20 protein-coding genes and 1 pseudogene are annotated in these 21,936 nt (G+C 37.7%); 14 read left to right on the forward strand and 7 right to left on the reverse strand.

Annotated elements, in window-relative coordinates; translation table 11 throughout:
- Nucleotides 1-412: 412 nt before the first annotated feature.
- The 9 genes from ACH63V_RS06500 (at nt 413) to ACH63V_RS06540 (ending at nt 9,070) form a co-directional block, all read left to right on the forward strand.
- Nucleotides 413-1,108: a S24 family peptidase gene (locus ACH63V_RS06500; protein ID WP_396463029.1), complete on the forward strand. Its 696-nt coding sequence runs from the start codon at nt 413-415 to the stop codon at nt 1,106-1,108.
- A gap of 547 nt (nt 1,109-1,655) precedes the next feature.
- Nucleotides 1,656-2,591 (forward strand): ABC transporter ATP-binding protein, encoded by a 936-nt coding sequence (locus tag ACH63V_RS06505; protein ID WP_396463030.1) that lies wholly within the window; start codon nt 1,656-1,658, stop codon nt 2,589-2,591.
- Entirely contained in the window at nt 2,588-3,361 is a 774-nt protein-coding gene (locus ACH63V_RS06510) for an ABC transporter permease (protein ID WP_077165428.1), read from the forward strand. Before ACH63V_RS06505 ends, ACH63V_RS06510 begins: the two co-directional genes overlap by 4 nt.
- Complete coding sequence (gene queF / locus ACH63V_RS06515; protein WP_311069324.1) at nt 3,358-4,170, forward strand: NADPH-dependent 7-cyano-7-deazaguanine reductase QueF; 813 nt, start codon at nt 3,358-3,360, stop codon at nt 4,168-4,170. Before ACH63V_RS06510 ends, queF begins: the two co-directional genes overlap by 4 nt.
- A gap of 23 nt (nt 4,171-4,193) precedes the next feature.
- Nucleotides 4,194-4,844 carry a hypothetical protein gene (locus ACH63V_RS06520; RefSeq protein ID WP_396463031.1) on the forward strand — a complete coding sequence of 217 codons (651 nt, stop codon included), beginning with the start codon at nt 4,194-4,196 and terminating at the stop codon, nt 4,842-4,844.
- Nucleotides 4,845-4,970: 126 nt separating this feature from the next.
- Nucleotides 4,971-6,113, forward strand: coding sequence for a rod shape-determining protein RodA (rodA, locus tag ACH63V_RS06525; RefSeq protein ID WP_019457155.1), 1,143 nt, complete (start codon nt 4,971-4,973; stop codon nt 6,111-6,113).
- A 19-nt stretch (nt 6,114-6,132) separates the two neighbouring features.
- Nucleotides 6,133-7,134, forward strand: coding sequence for a lytic murein transglycosylase B (gene mltB, locus ACH63V_RS06530; protein ID WP_019457156.1), 1,002 nt, complete (start codon nt 6,133-6,135; stop codon nt 7,132-7,134).
- A gap of 290 nt (nt 7,135-7,424) precedes the next feature.
- The gene (locus ACH63V_RS06535; protein WP_396463032.1) at nt 7,425-8,042 is read left to right on the forward strand and encodes a septal ring lytic transglycosylase RlpA family protein; all 618 of its coding nucleotides are present in this window, start codon (nt 7,425-7,427) and stop codon (nt 8,040-8,042) included.
- Between the two features lie 575 nt (nt 8,043-8,617).
- Nucleotides 8,618-9,070: a DUF962 domain-containing protein gene (locus tag ACH63V_RS06540; RefSeq protein WP_077163000.1), complete on the forward strand. Its 453-nt coding sequence runs from the start codon at nt 8,618-8,620 to the stop codon at nt 9,068-9,070.
- Nucleotides 9,071-9,110: 40 nt separating this feature from the next.
- Here ACH63V_RS06540 and ACH63V_RS06545 read toward each other — a convergent pair whose 3' ends face one another.
- The 6 genes and pseudogenes from ACH63V_RS06545 to rpsB all read right to left on the reverse strand — a co-directional run bounded on the left by ACH63V_RS06545 (nt 9,111) and on the right by rpsB (nt 13,480).
- Nucleotides 9,111-9,428: an AzlD domain-containing protein gene (locus ACH63V_RS06545; protein WP_396463033.1), complete on the reverse strand. Its 318-nt coding sequence runs from the start codon at nt 9,426-9,428 to the stop codon at nt 9,111-9,113.
- Nucleotide 9,429: 1 nt separating this feature from the next.
- Complete coding sequence (locus tag ACH63V_RS06550; RefSeq protein ID WP_396463034.1) at nt 9,430-10,146, reverse strand: AzlC family ABC transporter permease; 717 nt, start codon at nt 10,144-10,146, stop codon at nt 9,430-9,432.
- Nucleotides 10,147-10,240: 94 nt separating this feature from the next.
- Nucleotides 10,241-11,065 (reverse strand): annotated as a pseudogene (locus ACH63V_RS06555) (AraC family transcriptional regulator).
- Nucleotides 11,066-11,163: 98 nt separating this feature from the next.
- Nucleotides 11,164-11,646 carry a DUF3465 domain-containing protein gene (locus tag ACH63V_RS06560; RefSeq protein WP_396463035.1) on the reverse strand — a complete coding sequence of 161 codons (483 nt, stop codon included), beginning with the start codon at nt 11,644-11,646 and terminating at the stop codon, nt 11,164-11,166.
- 66 nt (nt 11,647-11,712) lie between these two features.
- Nucleotides 11,713-12,588, reverse strand: coding sequence for a translation elongation factor Ts (tsf, locus tag ACH63V_RS06565; RefSeq protein ID WP_311069331.1), 876 nt, complete (start codon nt 12,586-12,588; stop codon nt 11,713-11,715).
- Between the two features lie 139 nt (nt 12,589-12,727).
- Complete coding sequence (gene rpsB, locus ACH63V_RS06570) at nt 12,728-13,480, reverse strand: 30S ribosomal protein S2 (RefSeq protein WP_001982118.1); 753 nt, start codon at nt 13,478-13,480, stop codon at nt 12,728-12,730.
- Between the two features lie 210 nt (nt 13,481-13,690).
- On the opposite strand from rpsB, the gene map reads away from it, so the two are divergent.
- From map to ACH63V_RS06590, 4 genes are all read left to right on the forward strand, one after another.
- Nucleotides 13,691-14,515: a type I methionyl aminopeptidase gene (gene map / locus ACH63V_RS06575; RefSeq protein ID WP_396463036.1), complete on the forward strand. Its 825-nt coding sequence runs from the start codon at nt 13,691-13,693 to the stop codon at nt 14,513-14,515.
- 206 nt (nt 14,516-14,721) lie between these two features.
- The gene (locus tag ACH63V_RS06580; protein ID WP_396463037.1) at nt 14,722-15,840 is read left to right on the forward strand and encodes an OmpW family protein; all 1,119 of its coding nucleotides are present in this window, start codon (nt 14,722-14,724) and stop codon (nt 15,838-15,840) included.
- Nucleotides 15,841-16,252: 412 nt separating this feature from the next.
- Nucleotides 16,253-17,599, forward strand: coding sequence for an MFS transporter (locus ACH63V_RS06585; protein ID WP_396463038.1), 1,347 nt, complete (start codon nt 16,253-16,255; stop codon nt 17,597-17,599).
- A gap of 171 nt (nt 17,600-17,770) precedes the next feature.
- Entirely contained in the window at nt 17,771-18,985 is a 1,215-nt protein-coding gene (locus tag ACH63V_RS06590; protein WP_396463039.1) for an MFS transporter, read from the forward strand.
- Nucleotides 18,986-19,228: 243 nt separating this feature from the next.
- Here the strand turns inward: ACH63V_RS06590 and sthA are convergent, their stop codons facing one another.
- The gene (gene sthA / locus ACH63V_RS06595) at nt 19,229-20,641 is read right to left on the reverse strand and encodes a Si-specific NAD(P)(+) transhydrogenase (protein ID WP_004700414.1); all 1,413 of its coding nucleotides are present in this window, start codon (nt 20,639-20,641) and stop codon (nt 19,229-19,231) included.
- 196 nt (nt 20,642-20,837) lie between these two features.
- Between sthA and lipA the strand changes: the two genes are divergently transcribed.
- Nucleotides 20,838-21,851 (forward strand): lipoyl synthase, encoded by a 1,014-nt coding sequence (lipA, locus tag ACH63V_RS06600; protein ID WP_396463040.1) that lies wholly within the window; start codon nt 20,838-20,840, stop codon nt 21,849-21,851.
- Nucleotides 21,852-21,936: the final 85 nt, after the last annotated feature.

The raw sequence follows: 21,936 nt of genomic DNA on the forward strand, positions 1-21,936 counted from the left end.
AGATTAATTTGATTCCCTCAGTTATCTATTAAAAATAATTTTTTATTTAAAACAGCTCTCTTAAATAGCCTTAGAAGTTTTATATCTAATAATCAGATCTTATATTATTAAAATTAATACCCTCCCTAATTACACCTATTAGAAGCTCATTAAATTTTGTTTTGATGAAAAAAAGCTAATAATCCAGCTATCAGTAAGATGAAAGCAATATTTTCAACTTACATATGAATTCAGTAGCACTACTTTTTTAATAATGAATTTTAAGCTTATAGAAATGGCGCCATAAAAAGCTCCAAAACAAAATGATTGACAAATTTTAAAACATTTTGTTTTATATAGTCAATCATTTTGTTTCACACAAGATGTTTTTAATTTGAGAAAATTCTACTAATTGTTTTATGGTTGTTTTGTTATGAGTGATAAAAAGCTACACCCAACTATGCAGCGCATTTATGATGAAACAGGGTTAAATGCCAATTCATTAGCCTCATTACTCGATGTAGATTCACAAAAAGTTTATAATTGGGACAAGCGTGGTATTTCAAAACAAGGTGGGCTGCAGGTCGCTCAAAAATTGAAATTAGACTATGCATGGATACTTACAGGTGAAGGTCAGTCTAAAATTGAAAAAATTTATAATGAGAAAAATTTAAAAACATATTCAAAATCAGGAGGCTGGATTCCTGTGAAATCTTATTCAAAGATGGGCTATGACGGTTATTATACTGAGATGGGATATGGCGGCAATAGTGGCGATGGTTATGTCCCCTCTTTAACCGCAGGTATTCATGCTTATGCTGTTAAAGGTACAGGCGATTCAATGTACCCAGCAATTCGTAATGGTTGGTATATCGTATGTGATCCAGATGCAACACCTACCGCAACAGAATTTGTGGAGGTCCAATTAAAAGATGGCCGAAGAACTGTTAAAGAGTTTATTGGGATTGTAAATGATGTTTTACATCTACTTGCTGTTAATGGTGAAAAAAGAACTACCTTTGACATGGATGAAGTTGAAGCTATTGTAGCTGTAACTGATATTGTCCCTCCAAGTCGCCATGTTCAAGAGTATCCGACTATTCCATTACAAGATGTCCATTATGACTAATTCAAAAACAATGCTGTCGTTAAGCACTCTTACCAACAAAACATTATGTTTTAATACAAAGGTATTAACAATAAACATTTTGTTTAAAAATTTAACATAAAACAAATCTATATGAAATTAAAATTGATTATTTAAGAACTTTATCAACAGACTGAAGACACTCACTGATTCAAATTATCTGAGTCTAATCAAACCTCTAAGTAATGTCCTTTTTTACCAATTAAAAGTATAATGTCCTGTCAGCAGAAAATTTCCGAAGTTGTTCTGAATTCCTTATTTTAGGAACCTCAATTTCAAACTTAATTTCTGATTTGATCAAAACCCGTAGAAATTCTAGGCATTTTAAGTTTTATGGCATGTATAGGTTTGAAAAAATATTTTAATTTTATAAATCAATATCTTAAAAGCAATCTCAAACATAGAGTGACTATCAACTACTCAGTTGTCTCATACATTTACCCCAATTTCATAAAATTCCGACTATTTTACTTGGTTTATTGATCATTATCGCTCAAAATATACCCCTCTTTCATAATGTGAGAATTTCATGACTGATGCTTTGGTATTAAAAGATTTGTCCAAAACATATCGTAATGGTTTTCAGGCGTTAAAAGGTATTCACCTCACTGTGCCTGAAGGTGAATTTTATGCGTTGTTAGGCCCAAATGGTGCCGGCAAATCAACAACCATTGGTATTATCAGCTCCCTCACAAAAAAGACCTCAGGAACAGTTGAGATTTTTGGGCATAATCTCGATACACACCCGTCCTTGGCAAAACAACAGCTTGGCGTCGTTCCTCAAGAATTTAATTTTGGCCAGTTCGAAAAAGCATTCGATATTTTAGTCACTCAAGCTGGCTATTACGGCATTCACAAAAAGATTGCCGAAAAACGTGCCGAACATTATTTAGAAAAACTTGGCTTGTGGGAAAAACGCAATATACAAGCACGTATGCTGTCTGGTGGTATGAAGCGCCGTCTAATGATTGCCCGCGCCATGATGCATGAGCCTAAACTTCTTATTTTAGATGAACCTACTGCGGGTGTAGATATTGAATTACGCCGTTCTATGTGGGATTTTCTAACCGAAATGAACGAAAGTGGCACTTCTATTATTTTAACGACACACTATTTAGAAGAAGCGGAAATGCTCTGTCGCCAAATTGCCATCATTGACCGTGGCGTTATTAAAGAAGACACCAGCATGAAAAGTTTCTTAAACCAGTTGAGTGAAGAATCTTTTATTTTTGATTTAGCAGAACCAATTGCCCCACTCCAGTTAAATATTATTGGTGTGAAATTCAACTTAATTGATAGCAGCACTTTAGAAGTAACAATGGATAAGGCTCATACATTAAATGACTTATTCCAACTTTTAGAGTCACAAGGTATTCGTGTCCGTAGTATGCGTAACAAATCAAATCGCCTTGAAGAGTTATTTGTCAAAATGGTTGAGAAAAATCTTGAAGGAGAGGCAAAATGAACTTTAACCAACTGCAAATTGCCCTCTGGACTTTAGTTCGTAAAGAAGTACGCCGATTTCTTCGCATTTGGCCCCAAACCTTATTACCACCTGCAATTACCATGAGCTTGTATTTTGTCATTTTTGGTAATTTGGTTGGCTCACGTATTGGGCAAATGGGCGGTGTAAGCTACATGCAGTTTATTGTGCCCGGCCTAATCATGATGGCTGTTATTACCAACAGTTATGCAAACGTCTCTTCCAGTTTCTTTAGTGTGAAATTCCAAAAAAGTATTGAAGAACTTATTATGAGCCCTGTGCCATTACATATTATTTTATGGGGCTATGTCATTGGTGGTATCTGTCGTGGTGTATTAGTGGGTGCCATTGTTACTGCGATGAGTATGTTCTTTACTGACCTTTTTATACATAACTGGTTCGTAACTATATATACAGTATTAATTACATCTGTTTTATTTTCCTTAGGTGGCTTCATTAATGCAGTCTATGCGAAATCATTTGATGATATTTCTATTATTCCAACATTTGTACTTACTCCTCTCACCTACTTAGGTGGTGTGTTTTATGCCATTAGTGCACTTGGTCCTTTTTGGCAAAAACTTTCTTTAATTAATCCTATTGTGTATATGGTTAATGCTTTCCGTTTCGGCATTTTAGGTCATAGTGACGTGAACGTTACGTTCTCTTTAATCGTTGTGACATTATGTTGTGTTGTACTTTACGGAGTTGCTTACTATTTACTTGCTCGTGGTTCAGGAATGCGTGAATGAGTGTCGAACAGTCTTTATTGGGTAAAGAAACCCAGTATCCAACTAGCTATCAACCCGATGTGTTATTTCCAATCGCTCGTGCTCAATCTCGTGAAAACTATTCACATATTGAAGGCATTACCCAAGGTAAAGATTGGTGGCATGTTTTTGAAATATCTTGGTTAAACTCGCACGGTATTCCGCAGGTTGCTATTGGCAGAATTACATTGCCAGCTTCTTCACCAAATTTGATTGAATCAAAGTCATTAAAACTTTACTTCAATAGTCTTAATTTCACTCAGTTTGACTCTAAAGCGTTATTCATTGAAACAGTTGAAAAAGATTTATCTGCTGCAGCAGGTGCAAAAGTTGAGCTAACGCTATTTCAAGTAGATGATCTCGATATTTCCAAGCCACAAGGCATTTGTATTGATGATCTAACACCTGAACGTTTAGAACAACATCCCGATGCATCGCTTTTAAAATTGGATGAGTCTGGTGAAGAAGTTGAAATTGAGCTGTATTCTCATCTTTTGAGAAGTAACTGCCCAGTCACGGGACAACCGGATTGGGGTACAGTTTTTATCCGTTTTAAGGGTAAAAAACCTTGTTATCGTAGTCTTTTAGCTTATATTATCTCGTACCGTCAGCATAACGGTTTCCACGAACAGTGTGTTGAGCAAATCTTTGCAGATGTTTGGCAAAATTTGCAGCCTGAAAAGCTGATGGTTTATGCAACTTATACTCGCCGCGGTGGACTTGATATCAATCCTTGCCGAGTATCGGATCTATCATGGATGCCAAAACCGATTCGATTGGCACGACAATAAAACGAATAATTTGAGGATACATCATGCCGTTTTTTGGTTTTACCCCTTCTGAAGGCTTATTGAACGATATGCAGACTGGAATTGCGAATAAAAATTCTAGTGAACCGCTATATCCACTTCGAGACAAAATTGCTTTACAACTCAATGAAGAAATTATTGATAATGTACTGATTCAGTTAGTACAACATTTCCCAGCGAGTGAAAAAAGAGATACTGCCGAAAAACTTGCTGGTTATGTCAAATCTACAGTTGCCGTACTTTTAAAGCAATTACTCAGTAAAGCACAAAATGACGTTGTTAAACAGTCAGTTGAGTTTTCAGAGAAAAGCTTATTTAAAGATCCACAAGGTCAATATAAAGTTGGCGTAGCTTTAGATGCGGGCTTAGTGACTAATTTGAAGCATAATTTTGCTGAGCTTCAAGCAGGTAATGACATTAATAAAGCAGCATTAGCTGAACTCTATAAACAGTTTGGCGATGCTATGGTTAGACACTTTATGTCTGATTTTAACAAGACATTAGATTTAGGCATGATTAAGCGTAAAGCAGCCGATATTGGTGCTGCTGCTGTGACTAAAGCGGTTCATATCGCGATTGATAAACTCATTCCAAGTTTAAATCGCACTGAACTAAAAGCGATGGCTGAATATCATGATGGTCTATTCTTTAACTAACAGAAAATAGACTATCGGAAACCTGGCGAGAGCCAGGTTTTTTTATTGCAAAATATTGATATACATTGCCATAAATCAGGTTTATGTTAGCATGCGCCAAGCACTGATTGACCTAGTTAAAGCCGCATGTCTCCTAGTCCACAATATAAATTTTTACGCCAAGCTCCTCGAGATGGTCTTAGTACTGCCATGCAACCATCACGCTGGCAGCAACTTCATATTGACCCTTGGTTATGCCTATTTTTATTCCTAAATGCTCTGTTAGGTTTAACGGTACTATATAGTGCATCTGCACAAGATGTAGGCTTAGTCAGTAAACAGGCCATGAGCTTTGGTATTGGCTTTTTAGTCATGATTGGTCTGGCTCAAATTCCCCCTAAGGTTTATCAAGCTTTTTCACCCTACTTTTATTTATTTGCACTATTTTCCTTAATTGGGGTTATGGTCTTTGGTGAAGTTCGTATGGGGGCTAAACGCTGGATTGATATTCCGGGTTTCGGAAGTGTGCAACCCAGTGAGTTCATGAAAATTGGTATGCCAATGATGATTTCATGGTTTTTAGCACGCAAACCACTTCCTCCCAGCTTTTCTCAAGTTGTTTTATCATTAATGTTAATTGGTGTTCCTTTTTTACTCATTGCGGAACAACCTGATTTAGGAACATCCCTACTCGTATTAGCGAGTGGTATTTTCGTACTATTTTTAAGTGGTCTATCTTGGCGTATGATCGGCGCAGCAGCAGCCTGTGCTGCTATTGTTATTCCAATTGCATGGGAATTCCTTTTACACGACTATCAACGTCAACGGGTTCTAACGCTACTTGACCCAGAAGCAGATGCATTAGGAACAGGCTGGAACATTATTCAATCTAAAACAGCTATTGGTTCTGGTGGTTTCTCAGGTAAAGGTTTTCTTGAAGGGACACAGTCACATTTACACTTTTTACCAGAAGGTCATACTGACTTTATTATTGCGGCTTATTCCGAAGAATTTGGCCTGATTGGCGTACTTATATTAGTTATTCTTTATTCAGCTATTATTTTTAGAACATTCCAAATTGGTTTACAAAGCTTTCATAATTATGGCCGCTTGGTTGCTGGCGCCTTTGGTTTGTCTTTTTTTGTTTATGTATTTGTAAACGCAGGAATGGTCAGTGGTATTTTACCTGTAGTGGGTGTTCCTTTGCCTTTTATGAGTTATGGCGGTACCGCTATTATTACTTTAATGGCCACTTTTGGTTTAGTCATGTCTATTCATACACATCGATAATTTGGAATTTAAAAAAGATATGTTGTCTCAATTTGTTAATAAAACTTTAAAAGTACTCGCTTTGTGTACTGGTCTAGTGAGCACAAGTCATTTTGCTCAGGCCAATGATTTTGTAAATGATCCTAATTATTTAAATTTTAAACAAAAAGCCATGAATACTTATGGTTTAAGCAGTGTACAAGTCGATGCCGCGATGAGCGGTGCAAAAAATTTACCAAACATTATAAATATTATGACTCGCCCAGGTGAAAGTAAGCCTTGGTACGACTATCGCTCTATGTTTTTGGTTGAAGGTACTATTCAGCGTGGTGTCCGCTTTAAAAACCAATATGCAGATGCACTTAACCGAGCTGAGCAGCAATTTGGTGTCTCTCAAGCTGTCATTTTAGGTATTTTAGGTGTTGAAACAGGATATGGAGCCAATAAAGGTTCTTTCATCACTCGTGACGCGCTTGCGACATTAGCATTTGGTTACCCGCGCCGTGCTGATTATTTCAGTGATGAGTTAGCTGCTCTGATTGCATGGACCTATAAAGAAGGCTATCCAACCAATAGTATTGTTGGCTCTTATGCTGGAGCAATTGGCTACCCACAGTTTATGCCAAGCAATATCAGTAAATATGGAGTCGATTTTGACGGTAATGGGCACATTGATCTTCGTAACTCTGCGGAAGATGCAATTGGTTCAATCGCAAACTACTTAGCAAAACAAGGATGGCAACGCGATCAACCGATTGGCTTCATGGCTCGTTATGTTGGCTCAAATCCAGAAAATATCATTGCCAAAGACCTAACTCAGCCCTCTCCATATGGCGTACTCAAAACTCAAGGGATTTCACCATTAAATCCTTTAGTTAAAATTGATGATCTAGATATGGTAAATGTTATTCAATTACAAGACTATAACGGTCCAATTTACTATTTAACCTATCCGAATTTTCAAGTAATTACGACTTATAATAAAAGCCGAATGTATGCGACTGCTGTATGGTTGTTAGGCACAGAAGTAGCTAGCCGATAGGCTAGCTTTTTGATGAGTTTATGTAAAAGTCAATAAATATTTTTGTTAAATCGATCACAATACACACATTTTAAATACCTTGTTACATATTTGGTTATTTTTTAATCTAAAACTGTAAGTTTTTGCCCTTTTTGTAACTATTTCTCGTTAAAGACTAGACACTCTCCGTAAGCGATGAATATTATCCACCCCAATCAAGCAATTGCAAAAGTGAATAATTAGGCATGTTCACTTCAATTTTTAGCCTGCCGGCTAAAAGAAAAAGAGCATGTTCTCAGGAGTTTATATAAATGCAGTTATCGCTGAAATACATTCTTGCACTGACGGCTAGTTTAAGTATGGCCCCGCTGCACGCTGAAATGATGCAGTCATCGTCATTAAACAGTGATGTAGATGGTCTAAATGCTAATTTAGCTGCCCGTGTGTTGAGTAAAGATACTCAAAGCTTTAATTCTCGTTTTTCTAACATTAACAGTCTTTCAATCACTGAACGTTCTGGCGATCAAATTCGTCGTCAAGCTATCGCAGCTAAAATTGAAATCCCTGAAGATGAGCCTTCAGTGATTGAAAAACTTAACACAGTAGCTTCAAATACTGTTCGTAAGTTTAGCCAAACTGGCATGGCATCTTGGTATGGTCGTCAATTTCACGGTCGTAAAACTGCAAGTGGTGAAACATTCGACATGAATGCACTTACTGCTGCTCACCGTAGTCTGCCATTGAACTGTTATATCCGTGTTACAAACAAAGACAATGGTAAAAGTGTGGTTGTAAAAGTAAACGACCGTGGTCCATTCCATGCAAATCGTGTACTTGATTTATCATACGGTGCAGCAAAACGCCTTGGTATTACCAATGCTGGTACTGCTAAAGTAAGTATTGAACGTGTAGACGGTCCTACTTCATAAGCGATTACTCCTAGAGTTCATGAAAAAGCCACAATTTAATTTGTGGCTTTTTTAATTTTTGGAGTTCACGATAAAAAAATTATGTTCAAAAATTTTATGTTTCTACTCATTTTCCAATTACAAAATTGATTATTTTTTAACCCAAAAACACATCATTTTCTTACCCATCTTTTTTTGCTTATATTTTTCGATTACAGCTATTTTAAAAAAATTACGCTACCCTAGTACCACTTTAGTCTAAAAAGAGCTATTTATCGCGTTTTAAGACAAGTTGAGTTGAGTCTTTTTCTATTATTTTCCCACTTCTCATAAAAAAGTGCTTTTCTGAGTCATTTCCTCACTTCAAAATCCAAAAATAACTAACCTGATTTTCCTTAAATAAATCTCGCTCTTTTTTAAGTCCAACTTTGAACTTTTTCCCTCCTGTTTTTCCAAACAATGAGTCATTAAATTTTTAAAGATACATAAATGAACGATAAGGAAGATTTGCGACTTTCTTGTCTACCCACCTAACAACAGGATAAAATATAGACATAAAAAGAATGACTCAAAATTAGACACGGAGAACAAGATCTATGAAATCTATTGGTGAATGGTTTGATGAATATAGTGAAAGTCATCAAAATCCAACAAATAAAAAAATCCACTGGGTATGCGTTCCCGCTATTTTATTTTCTATTATCGGAATCATTGCCCACTTTAGCGCCTTACTCACTGCTTTACTCATTGTACTGACTCTAATTTTCTATGCTCGACTCGATCTCGTACTTGCAGTAGCAATGGCTGCACTTCTCGTTGTGATGGCTTGGCTTATTTATGTCTTACCTGTAGGCGTGGGATTTTATATTGCTCTTTTTGTAATTGCTTGGATTGGACAATTTTACGGACATAAAGTTGAAGGGAAAAAACCTTCCTTCTTTAAAGATTTACAATTTTTATTGATTGGTCCAGTCTGGTGTATGGATGCCTATCTTGCAAAAATATTACCTAAGTGGAAAAGTCGGCAGAACAAACTGATTACTCAATAATTTTTAAAAAGCTGAATCTTTTTTTAGATTCAGCTTAAATTTACTGATTTATTAGAAAATTTATAAAATAGAAAAATGCTAGGCTGAGCAGAACACTGGGCAAAACTTTTTTGAAATAGAAAGCAATTACAATACAAAATACTGTCGCATATAAATATGGATTAACTAAAGTCCCTCTCAATTCATTTCTTTCAAAAAAGATTACCGGTATACAAATAGCACTCAATAAACAAGGCGCTGAATAATTCAGCATTTTATTCATCAGTGCTGGTAATTTTACTTTTACAGTAGGTTCTAAAAAATAATAACGATTAAAAAAGACAATTACTGCCACACCTAAAATCATGAACCATGACATTTCATGTTTCTCCTACTCTATTTTCCACAATAACGGCAATAAGCATTCCCAATAAACCAGAAATCAGAATGGCGCCTTCAATGTGAAAAAATTTGAGAACAAAACCACTAACACAAGTTGTTAAAACTCCTGCTATGACAGGTTTTCCTTTACACATAGGAACAATCATGGCCACAAAAATAGCAACAATCGAAAAGTCTAAGTGATAAGACAATAAATTAGGAATCGCCGTAGCCAACAAAATTCCAACTAGACTAAAAACTACCCAGAATAAATAAAAACTTATACCGGCCCCTAATAAATAGTGGGGGTGTCTTTTTTCGTTCGGAGCACTTAGCGCAAATAATTCATCTGTTAATAGAAAGCCTAAACTTAATCGTTTGGGTAAAGACAAAATAGAAATATCATTTCTTAAAGTTAATGCATAAATAAAATGCTGTGCAGTAAGAAAGAAAATCGTGACATAGATCGTTAATAATGATGCACCTTCCATCACCATACTCAAACTGACCAATTGTGCAGCACCAGCAAATACAATTCCTGACATTGCTAATGCTTTATAAAATGATAAACCTGCATGAATTGCCATTGAACCAGCCAAAATAGCCCACGGAATAACCGAAATAGACAATGGCAATATATCTACCGCCCCTCGAAAAAAAAGATACGAAGGTTGGTTTTTAGAAAATCTAATAGATTGATTTAAACGAGTATTCATCTCTAGACATCTATAACATTAAATATTTATAGATTTTCTTATATGCAGGTTAGCTTCTCTTGAACAAAATTGCGTTTAGAAATGAAAATAAATCTTAGAGATTAAGACTAGCTACATACTGGGTAGGTGTAACGCCCATCGCCTTTTTAAAGTGGCGGTTAAAATGACTTTGATCAGAAAATCCGCATTGCTGTGCAACCATTACAATTTGAATACCCTGTTTTAATAACTGCCTCGCCTTTTGCAAACGTGCCTGCACTAGCCAAGCATGTGGTGGTAAACCCACATGTTTTTTAAATTGTCTTAAAAAATGCCAAGCACTTAATCCAACCATGTCAGCCAATTCCTGCAAAGAAAAATTATTTTCAGGTATATCTGCCAACAAATCTTTAACTTTTAAGATTTTCGAATAAGCTTCTGGTAGCTCGCAAAAGGCGTGCCGTGATTTACCATGACGCATCATCAAACATGCTAATGTTGATAAATACATGGTTTCTTTAAGCAGAAAATTATCTTTTTGTTCTAATAAATCAAATAATAAGCAAAGTTATTGAGATAATCCCAAATCTTGAATAACTGCTTGAGGGAACCAAGGCGCACCATGAAAATTTTCAAAAAAATCCTGACTCACCTCAGCGAGCATTTCAGGTGTAGGATAAATTGCCCGATAGCGCCAACCAGATTCGACAGCAGATGAACCTGTGTGAATTTCATCTGCGTTCACCAAAATAATGTCACCTTTAGGAGCAACGTGTAGTTGACCCGTCCTAAAAAAAGACTGTGCACCTTCTTCAATCACACCAATACAATACCCTTCATGGGTATGCTTTGAAAATTGCGTTTGGTGATAATGTGCTTTTAATAGTTCTAAACCGCCTAACTCTCGCAAATGCACGTAGTCAGCCTGTTCCCGGTGCATATATACATCTCATCTATTTATCTGAAAAAAAACATACCATGTTTTAAAAAGATGCATAGAACAAAATTGCTGTTGGGCCGAAATGAATACCCCTTTTTCTATTGGTAAATACGTCCATTATGTTTCAACCAGCCATTCTCATGACGGTTTTGTGGGTCATGATGCGTCCAATGCAATACACCACCTTTCTCGTTATATTCATATTCACCATTAAATTCGACTATATCCCCTTTATGCAAATCGTCAATTTTTGGTGCTAAATCAATATTATGAGCCACTAAAATTGAAAGGCCATTTTTTAATACAAGAATAAATTTCTGATGTTTTGTCCCATCATTATCTTCTTTTAAAATTGCTTTTACTCGACCACTTCCCTGCACTTGAACATTACTTTGTCTGCGGTCATAGGCAGTTTTTATAGTATCTATCCCATCATTTGAAAACGTAGTTTCAGTATGCTGAGTTACAGGACTTGATGATGGCGATTGATTTTTTTTATGCCCAGATAAATCTAGACCGAAATATGCAGCAATCAATAAAACAATAATGCCGCCAATACTCAGATTTTTTTTATTTGTCATCTTTATATTCCGATTTCAATAGGGATAAAAAAAGCCCCATAGGGGCTTTTTTTATTGTGATACGAATTACTTCGCAGCAGCTTGAGCAGCAGCAACTTCTTCAGCGAAGCTCATTTCTGCTTTTTTCTCAATACCTTCACCAACTTCGAAACGTACGAAGTTAGCAACAGTTGTACCAGTCGCTTTTAATACGTCAGCAACTTTTTTGTCGTTGTCGATAACGTACATTTGACGATCAAGAGCAACTTCGTTTAAGTATTTCTCAACAGAACCAGTTACCATTTTCTCAACGATGTTCGCTGGCTTACCAGATTCTAACGCTTTCGCTTCAGCAATTTCTTTCTCTTTAGCGATAAGGTCAGCTGGAACAGCTTCAGCACTTACTGCTACTGGGTTGAATGCAGCAACGTGCATTGCAATACCTTTACCAGTCTCAGCATCACCTGTGTAAGAAACTACAACACCGATTTTTAAACCGTGTTTATAGATAGCCAAGTTTTCGCCTTCAACGATTTTCGCGCGACGAACCTGGATGTTTTCACCGATTTTTTGAACAAGCGCAATACGAGCTTCTTCAACTGATTGGCCATCAGCCAATTTTAATTCAGCGATTTTAGCAGCATCAGTTTCGCCAGCAGCTAAAGCAGCAGCAGCAACTGCGTGTGCAAAGTTAGAGAAGTTTTCGTCTTTAGCAACGAAGTCAGTTTGACAGTTTACTTCAACTAAGATCGCTTTATTACCGTCTTGAACGATAGTGATTGCACCGTCAGCAGCAATGTTGCCAGCTTTTTTAGCAGCTTTAGCTTGACCAGATTTACGAAGGTTATCAATAGCAAGTTCGATGTCACCGTTCGCTTCTGTTAATGCTTTTTTGCATTCCATCATTGCAAGACCAGTACGGTCACGTAATTCTTTTACCATGCTTGCAGTAATTGCAGTCATGTTGATCTCCTAAAATCGGTAGAAAATAAATCTGTTCAACAAAAACGGCCCAAAGAAACTCTGGGCCGTTTGCACTCTCGACGCTTAATTTGCCACCATTACATGTCGCAAAAATGACAAGCCTGCGTCAAAAAACGCATTAAGCCTCAGAAGCGTCTTTCGCAGCGTCATCGCCTTTTGCTTGAGCGTTCGCTTGAGATTGAGCGTATTCTTTACCAGCAAGAATTGCGTCAGCCATAGCTGAAGCATATAAAGTTACTGCACGGATCGCATCATCGTTACCAGGAATAACGTAATCAACGTTGTCTGGGTTAGAGTTTGTATCAACGATACCGATAACTGGAATACCTAAGTTCTTAGCTTCTTTAATTGCAATCGCTTCGTGATCAACGTCGATTACAAATAATGCGTCAGGTAAACCACCCATGTTTTTAACGCCGCCTAAAGAGCGCTCAAGTTTTTCCATCTCACGAGTACGTTCTAAAGCTTCACGTTTAGTAAGCTTAGCAAAAGTACCGTCTTGAGATTGAGTTTGAAGATCTTTTAAACGGTTGATAGATTGGCGAAGTGTTTTCCAGTTCGTCAACATACCACCTAACCAACGGTGGTCTACATATGGTTGACCAGCGCGTTGAGCTTGTTCACGGATGATGTTAGAAGCAGCACGTTTTGTACCAACGAACAAAACTTTGTTCTTTTTGCTTGCTAATTGGTTAGCGAAGTTCAAAGCATCATTTAACGCAGGAACAGTGTGCTCAAGGTTGATGATGTGAATTTTGTTGCGCGCGCCAAAAATGTATTGACGCATTTTTGGGTTCCAGAAACGAGTTTGGTGACCAAAGTGCGCACCTGCTTGAAGAAGGTCGCGCATGCTTACGTTGTAATCTGCCATTTTCTTTACCTTAAAAGTTGGGTTAGGCCTCCATATATCCGCATTCTCCACCTTTTTACGGGCACCCAGAGTAATGTGACGATATATGTGCGGATTTTTTACTCCATCTATCAATATTCTTCGTAAAAGATATTCACGAAAAGCATTTGATAAAATGGGCGGCTATTTATACCATATACACTTATAAATTACCAAAAGTTTTTAGAGATCATGAACAGTACTTATACAGCTCCACGTCGATTAATCAAAACTCCAGATGAAATTGAAAAAATGCGCATTGCAGGACGACTGGCGGCTGAAGTTCTAGAGATGATCAAGCCGTATATTAAGGCCGGTGTAAGCACACTCGAGCTTGATACGATTTGTCGTAATCATATTGAAAATGTACAGCATGCTATTCCGGCTTGCGTAGGTTACGGTGGTGCTCCAGGACGCCCTGCTTTTCAACACTCTATCTGTACTTCGGTTAACCATGTCGTGTGTCATGGTATTCCTTCTGAAAATAAAATCTTAAAAAACGGCGATATCCTTAACATTGATGTGACCGTAATTAAAGATGGTTATCACGGTGACACCAACATGATGTATGTCGTAGGAGGTGAAACTTCTATTTTGGCAAACCGTTTATGTAAAGTTGCTCAAGAAGCAATGTATCGTGGAATGGCTACAGTTAAAGATGGTTCATATTTAGGTGACATTGGCCACGCCATTCAAAAATATGTTGAGTCAGAACGTTTTAGCGTAGTACGTGAATATTGCGGTCACGGTATTGGTACTGTGTTCCATGATGAACCTCAAGTATTGCACTATGGACAACCTGGTACTGGTATGCGCTTAGAAGCCGGGATGACTTTTACGATTGAACCAATGGTCAATGCTGGTGTTTGGCAAACTAAATTGCTTGGTGACAAATGGACTGTTGTAACCAAAGACCATAAACTCTCAGCTCAATATGAACATACTATTTTGGTCACTCAAACAGGTATTGAAGTGTTAACCGCTCGTCCTGAAGAGGACCTTTCTCGCTTCAATTAATAATTTAATCAAATTTAATAAAAGGCTACTTTATGTAGCCTTTTATTTTTTATTTTGTACTTTTTATTAATAATTTTTTCTAAATATAAACAAATATTTCAAAAAAATTACAATTATTAATTTTTATTACACAATCATTTTAATAAAACGCGTTATGGTGGGCTCAATAAAAATCAGTAAACAAATGTCCGGACATGGAGTCCTTTATGATGAAAAAGTCATTATTTTGTATGACAGCTGCCTTTTTTGCTCTGCCTACAGTCACTTTCGCTGCTTCACCCTATTTTAGTTTAAAAGATGGTGATGGTTTCAAACGTTTTTCGGTCTCGGCTGGTTGGCTCCATGCTATGCCTCAAGGCTCAGGAAATCCTGTTAATATCAATACTAGCGTTGCAGAAGGTACAACATCTAAAGTTGGAGATGTATCTACAAAAGCCGTTTTAGATGCAATCGATCAAAGTAAAACTTCAGGAAAATTCTGGTATAGCACTATTAGCCTTCTTGATAAGTTTACAGACACTCTTCCCTCATCACTTGCAGGTACAGCAGAAGTTAATGGTCTTTCTCAATGGCAACAACAAGGTTCTGGCTTAGAAGCTGCTGATGTTGATACTGTTGGCCTTATGTTTAACTACAACTTTACGGACAATTTATCTTTAGAAATTAAAGGCGGTATTCCTCCTAAAGTAGATATTAATGGAAAAGGTAATATTTACGCTCCCCTTTCTGGAAAAGCGACTCCACTAAAAGATGGATCTTCAATTGGAGAAATCATAGGGGGTGGAATTTCCGGGGCGGGTGGAGATATTCCTTTAAAACAAGATCTTCATATTACTGATCTTTCTCAAGGTGGTAAGGCTGCGACTGCACGTGCATGGTTACCAGCAGTTGAACTACACTATCAATTTGGTAAATCTGGGGTAAATAAATTCCGCCCATATGTAGGTGCTGGGGTCATGTATGCCTATTTTAATGATTTAAAAATGAATTCTGGTATTGAAGCAGATTTAATTCAAGCGGGACACATGATCCAGAATATCCATGATAATAAGGCAGGTGCAGCATTAGATCGCAAAACATCTTCAGCAAATCCTATTGTGAAACTAGAAGCGACTGATACTTTTGCACCTATTGTTACTGTCGGTGCAACTTATGACTTTAACCCAAACTGGTTTGCTGTCGGTTCCGTTTCTTATTCAAAAATGAATAGTGAAGCAAAAATTTATGTTACTGACCAAAATACAGGTAAAGAGCTCATTAAAGCGAATACCAAAATTGATATTGATCCACTCATTACCTATGTAGGTGTAGGTTACCGCTTCTAATTTTTAAAAGAACCTAAGCTATAAAAGCTTTACTGAAGCTTTTATAGCTTTTTTATTAAGCAGACTAAGCCTGCTTCTTTTTAAACCAATATGCTAAAAAAATGAGCACTTTTTATGAATGCTCTAGCAAAATTTAGCTTCTATCATTCTTATGAACATTTTTCATTTCATGCTTATTTTATGATTCATTTTCTTAGCCTCTAACTAATTTAATAAAATTAAAAACTAAGGTTTTCCTTTTAGTAAAAATTATTTTTTGGCACGTCGTTTGCTTTATTTATATCATGATGAATCAATGGCGATTCAATGGATAAACCAAGACGGCCAAAGATGTCCGCTCTGATCGGTATGCAAATAGACAATTCATTTTGTCGTGCAAATTAAAATTTCGTTCAGTTCAGGGGGACCGCGTATGTCTTCAAATATTAATTTAGATGCAAAAAAAGCGACTGAAATTAAATTATTCAGTTTTTCAACTCCAGCCATGCGTGCTTTCCACATGACTTGGCTTGCGTTCTTTGTCTGCTTCTTCGCATGGTTTGCTTGCGCTCCATTAATGCCCGTTATTAAAGGTGAGTTCGGTTTAACCAAAGATCAAATTGCCAATATTAATATTGCCGCCGTTGCAATTACAATTTTAGTGCGGCTTGCTGTCGGACCACTTTGTGATAAATATGGTCCGCGTATTACTTACACCACCCTTCTCTTACTTGGCAGTATTCCTGTATTTGGTGTTGCCGCTGCCAACAGCTATGAATCTTTTCTTTTCTTCCGTTTACTCATCGGTGCAATTGGAGCAAGCTTTGTCATTACGCAATATCATACCAGTATCATGTTTGCGCCAAATGTCGTAGGCACAGCAAATGCAGCTGCTGCGGGTTGGGGTAATGCTGGCGGTGGTGCAACACAAGCTCTAATGCCTTTATTACTCGGTGCAATTGTCATGTTCGGTGTCGAGCAAACTATGGGTTGGCGCGTTGCATTAATCGTACCAGGCGTAATGATGGTAATTGTTGGGGTTCTTTACTGGAAACTCACCCAAGACTGTCCTCAAGGAAACTTTAAAGAAGTTCGTGCACAAGGTATTGAGGTGGGTAGTGGTAAAAAAGGTGGCATGGCAATCTTAATGCAAGCGGCTCGTAACTACCGTGTCTGGATTTTATTCCTCGCTTATGGTGCTTGCTTTGGTATTGAAATTTTCATCCATAATGTTGCCGCAATGTACTATGTTGACCAATTCAAAATGGATTTAAAAACAGCAGGGTTAACCGCAGGTATATTTGGACTTCTTGCCTTATTTGCACGTGCATTGGGCGGTATTATTTCCGATAAAGTCGCACTCAAAAAAGGTTTAGACGGACGTACTAAAGTACTTGTACTGATGATTTTAGGCGAAGGTTTATTCTTAATACTCTTCTCTCAAATGAACGTTGTAGCTCTTGCAATTATTTCCATGACAATTTTTGCATTGTTTACCCATATGGCTTGCGGAGCAACATATGCACTGGTCCCTTTTATTGACCGAAATGCATTAGGCGGTGTTGCTGGAATTATTGGTGCAGGTGGTAATGCAGGTGCAGTTGCAGCAGGATTCTTGTTAAAAGGTGTACTTGATGTTCAAACCTGTCTATTTATTTTAGGTGGACTGGTTATGGTTGCAGGTTGTAGCGTAATTTTGATTCGCTTCACAACCGAGCATAAAGAAAAGGAAAAAGTACTTTTTGAACAGGCTTTACTTGAACGTAATTCCGCAGCTTAATTTCCATAAGAAGCAGAAATCAAAATGATGTCTGCTTCTTTAATTTTCTTCTCATAAAATACGATTCTTAAGAACTTTTTAATTCTTCTTAAATATTTTTATAGATATATCGATATTATTCGATATATCTTCTACAATGACTCATCATATTCTTATAACTTTCCACTCACAATGACTAAAACAAGCAACCAGTTTTCTCAATCACTTATTTATATGCTCATTGGCAGTGCCATTATTTTGGCCCTTTCATTAGGTGTCCGTCATGGTTTCGGTCTCTACCTTGTACCCATGAGCCATGAATTTGGCTGGGGACAGCATGTTTTTAGTCTTGCAATCGCCATGCAGAACCTGATCTGGGGTGCGGTTCAACCTTTTACTGGTGCAATCGCAGATAAATATGGCAGTAAAATTGTGGTTACTGTTGGCGGATTGCTTTACGCCCTTGGTTTACTGTTAATGGCTTTTAGCTCAAGTGTACTCATTTTGAATTTAAGCTTAGGATTGATTATTGGTTTAGCTTTATCAGCAACTTCTTTCACAGTTTTACTTAGTGCAGTAGGCAGAGCTGCTCCACCAGAAAAAAGAAGTATGGCAATGGGCATTGCCAGTGCAGCTGGTTCTTTTGGCCAATTTATTATGCTGCCTTCCACCCTTCTCTTACTTAAAACAGTGGGATGGTCTTCAGCTTTAATGGTAAGTGCGCTGTTAATCTCTCTTATTATTCCTCTAGCATGGATGTTAAAAGGGCCAAGCAACCAAACACCAAAAGCTATTGCACAACCTCAGCTCACCTTTAAACAAGTACTAAATATTGCTAGAAAACACAAGCCGTTCTGGTGGTTAGCTTTAGGTTTTTTAGTGTGCGGATTCCAGGTTGTTTTCTTAGGTGTACATTTACCAGGCTATTTAATCGATCACGGCTTTGATGCAGCCACAGGTACAGTATTTCTTGCTTTGGTCGGGTTATTTAATATTGTAGGAACTTACGGTGCAGGTTGGTTGGGAGACCGTTTCTCGAAACCTAAATTATTAATGGCACTTTACGGAAGCCGTGGCATCGCAATCATTGCCTTTCTATTATTACCTTTAAGCACTTATACGGTATATGCTTTTGGCATCATTATGGGGCTACTATGGCTCTCTACTGTTCCACTTACCAATGGTATTGTCGCGAATATGTTTGGTGTTAAATATCTTTCAATGTTAAGCGGTATTGTATTTTTCACCCATCAAGTTGGTTCTTTCTTTGGCGGTTGGCTTGGCGGTGTTAACCATGACTTAACAGGTAATTACAATGCGATTTGGCTATGTTCAATAGCTTTGAGTATATTAGGGGTAATTGTACATTTCTTTGTAAATGAGGAGGCTGTTATTCATGACGCATAATGCCTTACTTTTGAAAACAATTATGACTTTCTTCATTGTAGCTCTTCTGGTTCTTTCTATCGTTTTATGGAAACAGACACCTGATTTATTTGAATATTTTAATCAAGCATTTTGTGCACACTAGAGATATGAGGCGCTAAAATCACTCTGTACATTGTCATAAAAATATAAAAATCGTATGGTCTAATGAAAATAAAAAAGCCCGCAAGTTTGCGGGCTTTTTTATGAAAAAATTATTTAAAATCAAAACAAGCGATTCATACCATTCAGTGCAGCTACACGGTAAGCTTCAGCCATGGTTGGATAGTTAAACGTTGTTTCGACAAAATATTTCAAGGTATTGTTTGGGCTGTGCATAACTGCTTGCCCAATGTGGATAATTTCGGCAGCGTTATTGCCAAAACAGTGAATACCTAAAATTTCTAAAGTGTCGCGGTGGAAAAGAATCTTCAATTCACCCACTGTATCACCCGTAATTTGTGCACGAGCCAAATGACGGAAAGAAGCTTGACCTACTTCATACGGAATTTTCTCTTCCGTTAATTCCTGTTCATTTTTACCAATTGATGAGATTTCCGGAATGGTATAAATACCCGTTGGGATATCACGTACTGGCTTCGCATCTTCACCACTCATGTTTGCGCCAGCACAGCGCCCTTGGTCATAAGCAGCAGAAGCAAGGGATGGCCAACCAATCACGTCACCAGCAGCATAGATATTTTCAACTTCAGTTTGGTATTGATCATTTACAGAAAGCTGACCGCGGTTGTTTGGAACTAGCCCAACGTTCTCAAGACCTAAGCCTTCTGTGTTACCTGAACGGCCATTACACCAAAGAATGGCATCAGCTTTAATCTTTTTACCACTTTGTAAATGTAGTACAACGTGGTCATCAAACGTTTCAAGATGATCCATTTGTTCGTTGTGACGAATTAGCACGCCCTGTTCACGTAAGTGATAAGACAAAGCATCGGCGATTTCATCATCTAAATAGCTTAAGAGTTTTTGCTGAGTATTAATCAAGTCAACTTTATGGTCTAAACCAATAAAGATCGAAGCATATTCACAGCCAATAACGCCTGCGCCGTAAATAATGATTTTTTGAATTGAGTAATCAAGATCAAGAATTTTGTCCGAATCAAATACACGAGGATGGTCAAAGTCGAGACCTTGTGGATGATAAGGACGACTACCTGTCGCAATCACGATTTGCTTACAGATGATTGTTTCTTTAATGCCTTCATGGCTAAAAACTAAAACTGTATTTTTATCTTGAATATATGCACGGCCATGAAATACGCCGATTTTGTTGCGGTCATAAAAGCGTGTATGCGTATCAACCTGTTGTTGAATCACTTTGTGAGCATTACGCAACACCTGTTTCATGGTGAACTGTTTCCATTCACCTACTTTTTGAAACATTGGATCACGTTGATAGCGAATAATACTAGAAACTGTTTGACGCAATGCTTTACTTGGAATCGTTCCTACGTGGGCACAGTTACCACCGAGTTGATCACGTACATCTACAATTGCAACACGCTTACCCGCTTTTGCAAGCTTCATTGCCGCGCCTTCACCTGCAGGTCCAGAACCGAGAACTACCGCATCGTACTTAACGAAATTCCCACTAACGACCTCTTTTTTACGTGGCATTGAAAGCTCCTTCCTCTCTTGAATGACCATATTTTATAATAGATTATGACTAATATGCGGTGAATTTATGTATTTCTCAACCCTATATTTCTGAATAACCACATTTATTATATGAATAGTTATTTTCCGCTATTAACCAAAGAACTCCGCTATAATACAATGTCAATGTCTCTATAAACGAGTGGAAAAGTTAAATATGTCAGAACACCGTAAACCTGAACAGGGTGTAAAACTTCGTGGCGCAGAAAAAGTCGCAAGAATTCCTGTAAAAGTTGTACCTACGGTTGAAGTGCCGCGTAAACCTGACTGGATTCGTGTCAAGATGACGGCACCAGAAGAAGTTCAGCGTATTAAAACCACTTTACGTACTCAAAAACTCCATACCGTTTGTGAAGAAGCAGCTTGCCCTAACCTACCAGAATGTTTTGGTGGTGGTACAGCAACATTTATGATTATGGGTGATATTTGTACACGTCGTTGCCCGTTCTGTGATGTAGCACATGGTCGTCCAAATGCGTTAGACCCTGATGAACCTCGTCACATGGCAGAGACCATTGCCAATCTTAAACTCAAATACGCAGTAATTACTTCGGTTGACCGTGACGACCTGCTTGACGGCGGTGCACAACATTTTGTGGATTGTATTAAAGAAGCTCGTGCGCTTAGTCCAAATACATTACTCGAAATTTTAGTGCCAGACTTCCGTGGACGTATGGATATTGCTTTACGCATTATGACTGAATGTCCACCAGATGTTTTCAACCACAATATTGAGACTGTACCTCGTCTATATAAAGCGATGCGTCCAGGTTCAGATTACCAACATTCTTTAAACTTATTGAAAATGTTTAAAGAATACTGCCCTGACATCCCAACCAAATGTGGTTTGATGGTCGGTATTGGTGAAACTGAAGAAGAAGTGATTGCATTACTTGATGACTTACGTGCTCACGATGTTGACTATGTGACGATTGGTCAATACTTGCAACCTTCTAAACAACACGCGCCAATTGACCGTTTTGTAACGCCAGAAGAGTTTGAACGTTATGCAGAGCATGGCCGTAAACTTGGCTTTAGAAATATCTGGTCTGCGCCAATGGTTCGTTCAAGTTACTTTGCTGATCGTCAATATCACGGTGAGCCAGTTCCAGAAGTTCGTCGTAAAGTAGATCCTGCTAAAAAAATCGCGGTTCAGGTCGTCGAAGCCTAATAAAATGAATATCTCTAAAAGCCCTCTAATACAGAGGGCTTTTTATTTGTATAAGAAAATCAATAACATTTCTTGACAAATCGAT

The organism is Acinetobacter sp. ABJ-A23_2 (genome assembly GCF_044538765.1).
Classification (GTDB): Bacteria; Pseudomonadota; Gammaproteobacteria; order Pseudomonadales; family Moraxellaceae; genus Acinetobacter; species Acinetobacter nosocomialis_A.

What these genes read in the sequence shown, in the direction of transcription:
- ACH63V_RS06500 (WP_396463029.1), top strand. Translation starts at nt 413, where the DNA reads ATGAGTGATAAAAAGCTACACCCAACTATGCAGCGCATTTATGATGAA.
- ACH63V_RS06505 (WP_396463030.1), top strand. Translation starts at nt 1,656, where the DNA reads ATGACTGATGCTTTGGTATTAAAAGATTTGTCCAAAACATATCGTAAT.
- ACH63V_RS06510 (WP_077165428.1), top strand. Translation starts at nt 2,588, where the DNA reads ATGAACTTTAACCAACTGCAAATTGCCCTCTGGACTTTAGTTCGTAAA.
- queF (WP_311069324.1), top strand. Translation starts at nt 3,358, where the DNA reads ATGAGTGTCGAACAGTCTTTATTGGGTAAAGAAACCCAGTATCCAACT.
- ACH63V_RS06520 (WP_396463031.1), top strand. Translation starts at nt 4,194, where the DNA reads ATGCCGTTTTTTGGTTTTACCCCTTCTGAAGGCTTATTGAACGATATG.
- rodA (WP_019457155.1), top strand. Translation starts at nt 4,971, where the DNA reads ATGTCTCCTAGTCCACAATATAAATTTTTACGCCAAGCTCCTCGAGAT.
- mltB (WP_019457156.1), top strand. Translation starts at nt 6,133, where the DNA reads ATGTTGTCTCAATTTGTTAATAAAACTTTAAAAGTACTCGCTTTGTGT.
- ACH63V_RS06535 (WP_396463032.1), top strand. Translation starts at nt 7,425, where the DNA reads ATGCAGTTATCGCTGAAATACATTCTTGCACTGACGGCTAGTTTAAGT.
- ACH63V_RS06540 (WP_077163000.1), top strand. Translation starts at nt 8,618, where the DNA reads ATGAAATCTATTGGTGAATGGTTTGATGAATATAGTGAAAGTCATCAA.
- ACH63V_RS06545 (WP_396463033.1), bottom strand. Translation starts at nt 9,428, where the DNA reads ATGTCATGGTTCATGATTTTAGGTGTGGCAGTAATTGTCTTTTTTAAT.
- ACH63V_RS06550 (WP_396463034.1), bottom strand. Translation starts at nt 10,146, where the DNA reads ATGAATACTCGTTTAAATCAATCTATTAGATTTTCTAAAAACCAACCT.
- ACH63V_RS06560 (WP_396463035.1), bottom strand. Translation starts at nt 11,646, where the DNA reads ATGACAAATAAAAAAAATCTGAGTATTGGCGGCATTATTGTTTTATTG.
- tsf (WP_311069331.1), bottom strand. Translation starts at nt 12,588, where the DNA reads ATGACTGCAATTACTGCAAGCATGGTAAAAGAATTACGTGACCGTACT.
- rpsB (WP_001982118.1), bottom strand. Translation starts at nt 13,480, where the DNA reads ATGGCAGATTACAACGTAAGCATGCGCGACCTTCTTCAAGCAGGTGCG.
- map (WP_396463036.1), top strand. Translation starts at nt 13,691, where the DNA reads ATGAACAGTACTTATACAGCTCCACGTCGATTAATCAAAACTCCAGAT.
- ACH63V_RS06580 (WP_396463037.1), top strand. Translation starts at nt 14,722, where the DNA reads ATGATGAAAAAGTCATTATTTTGTATGACAGCTGCCTTTTTTGCTCTG.
- ACH63V_RS06585 (WP_396463038.1), top strand. Translation starts at nt 16,253, where the DNA reads ATGTCTTCAAATATTAATTTAGATGCAAAAAAAGCGACTGAAATTAAA.
- ACH63V_RS06590 (WP_396463039.1), top strand. Translation starts at nt 17,771, where the DNA reads ATGACTAAAACAAGCAACCAGTTTTCTCAATCACTTATTTATATGCTC.
- sthA (WP_004700414.1), bottom strand. Translation starts at nt 20,641, where the DNA reads ATGCCACGTAAAAAAGAGGTCGTTAGTGGGAATTTCGTTAAGTACGAT.
- lipA (WP_396463040.1), top strand. Translation starts at nt 20,838, where the DNA reads ATGTCAGAACACCGTAAACCTGAACAGGGTGTAAAACTTCGTGGCGCA.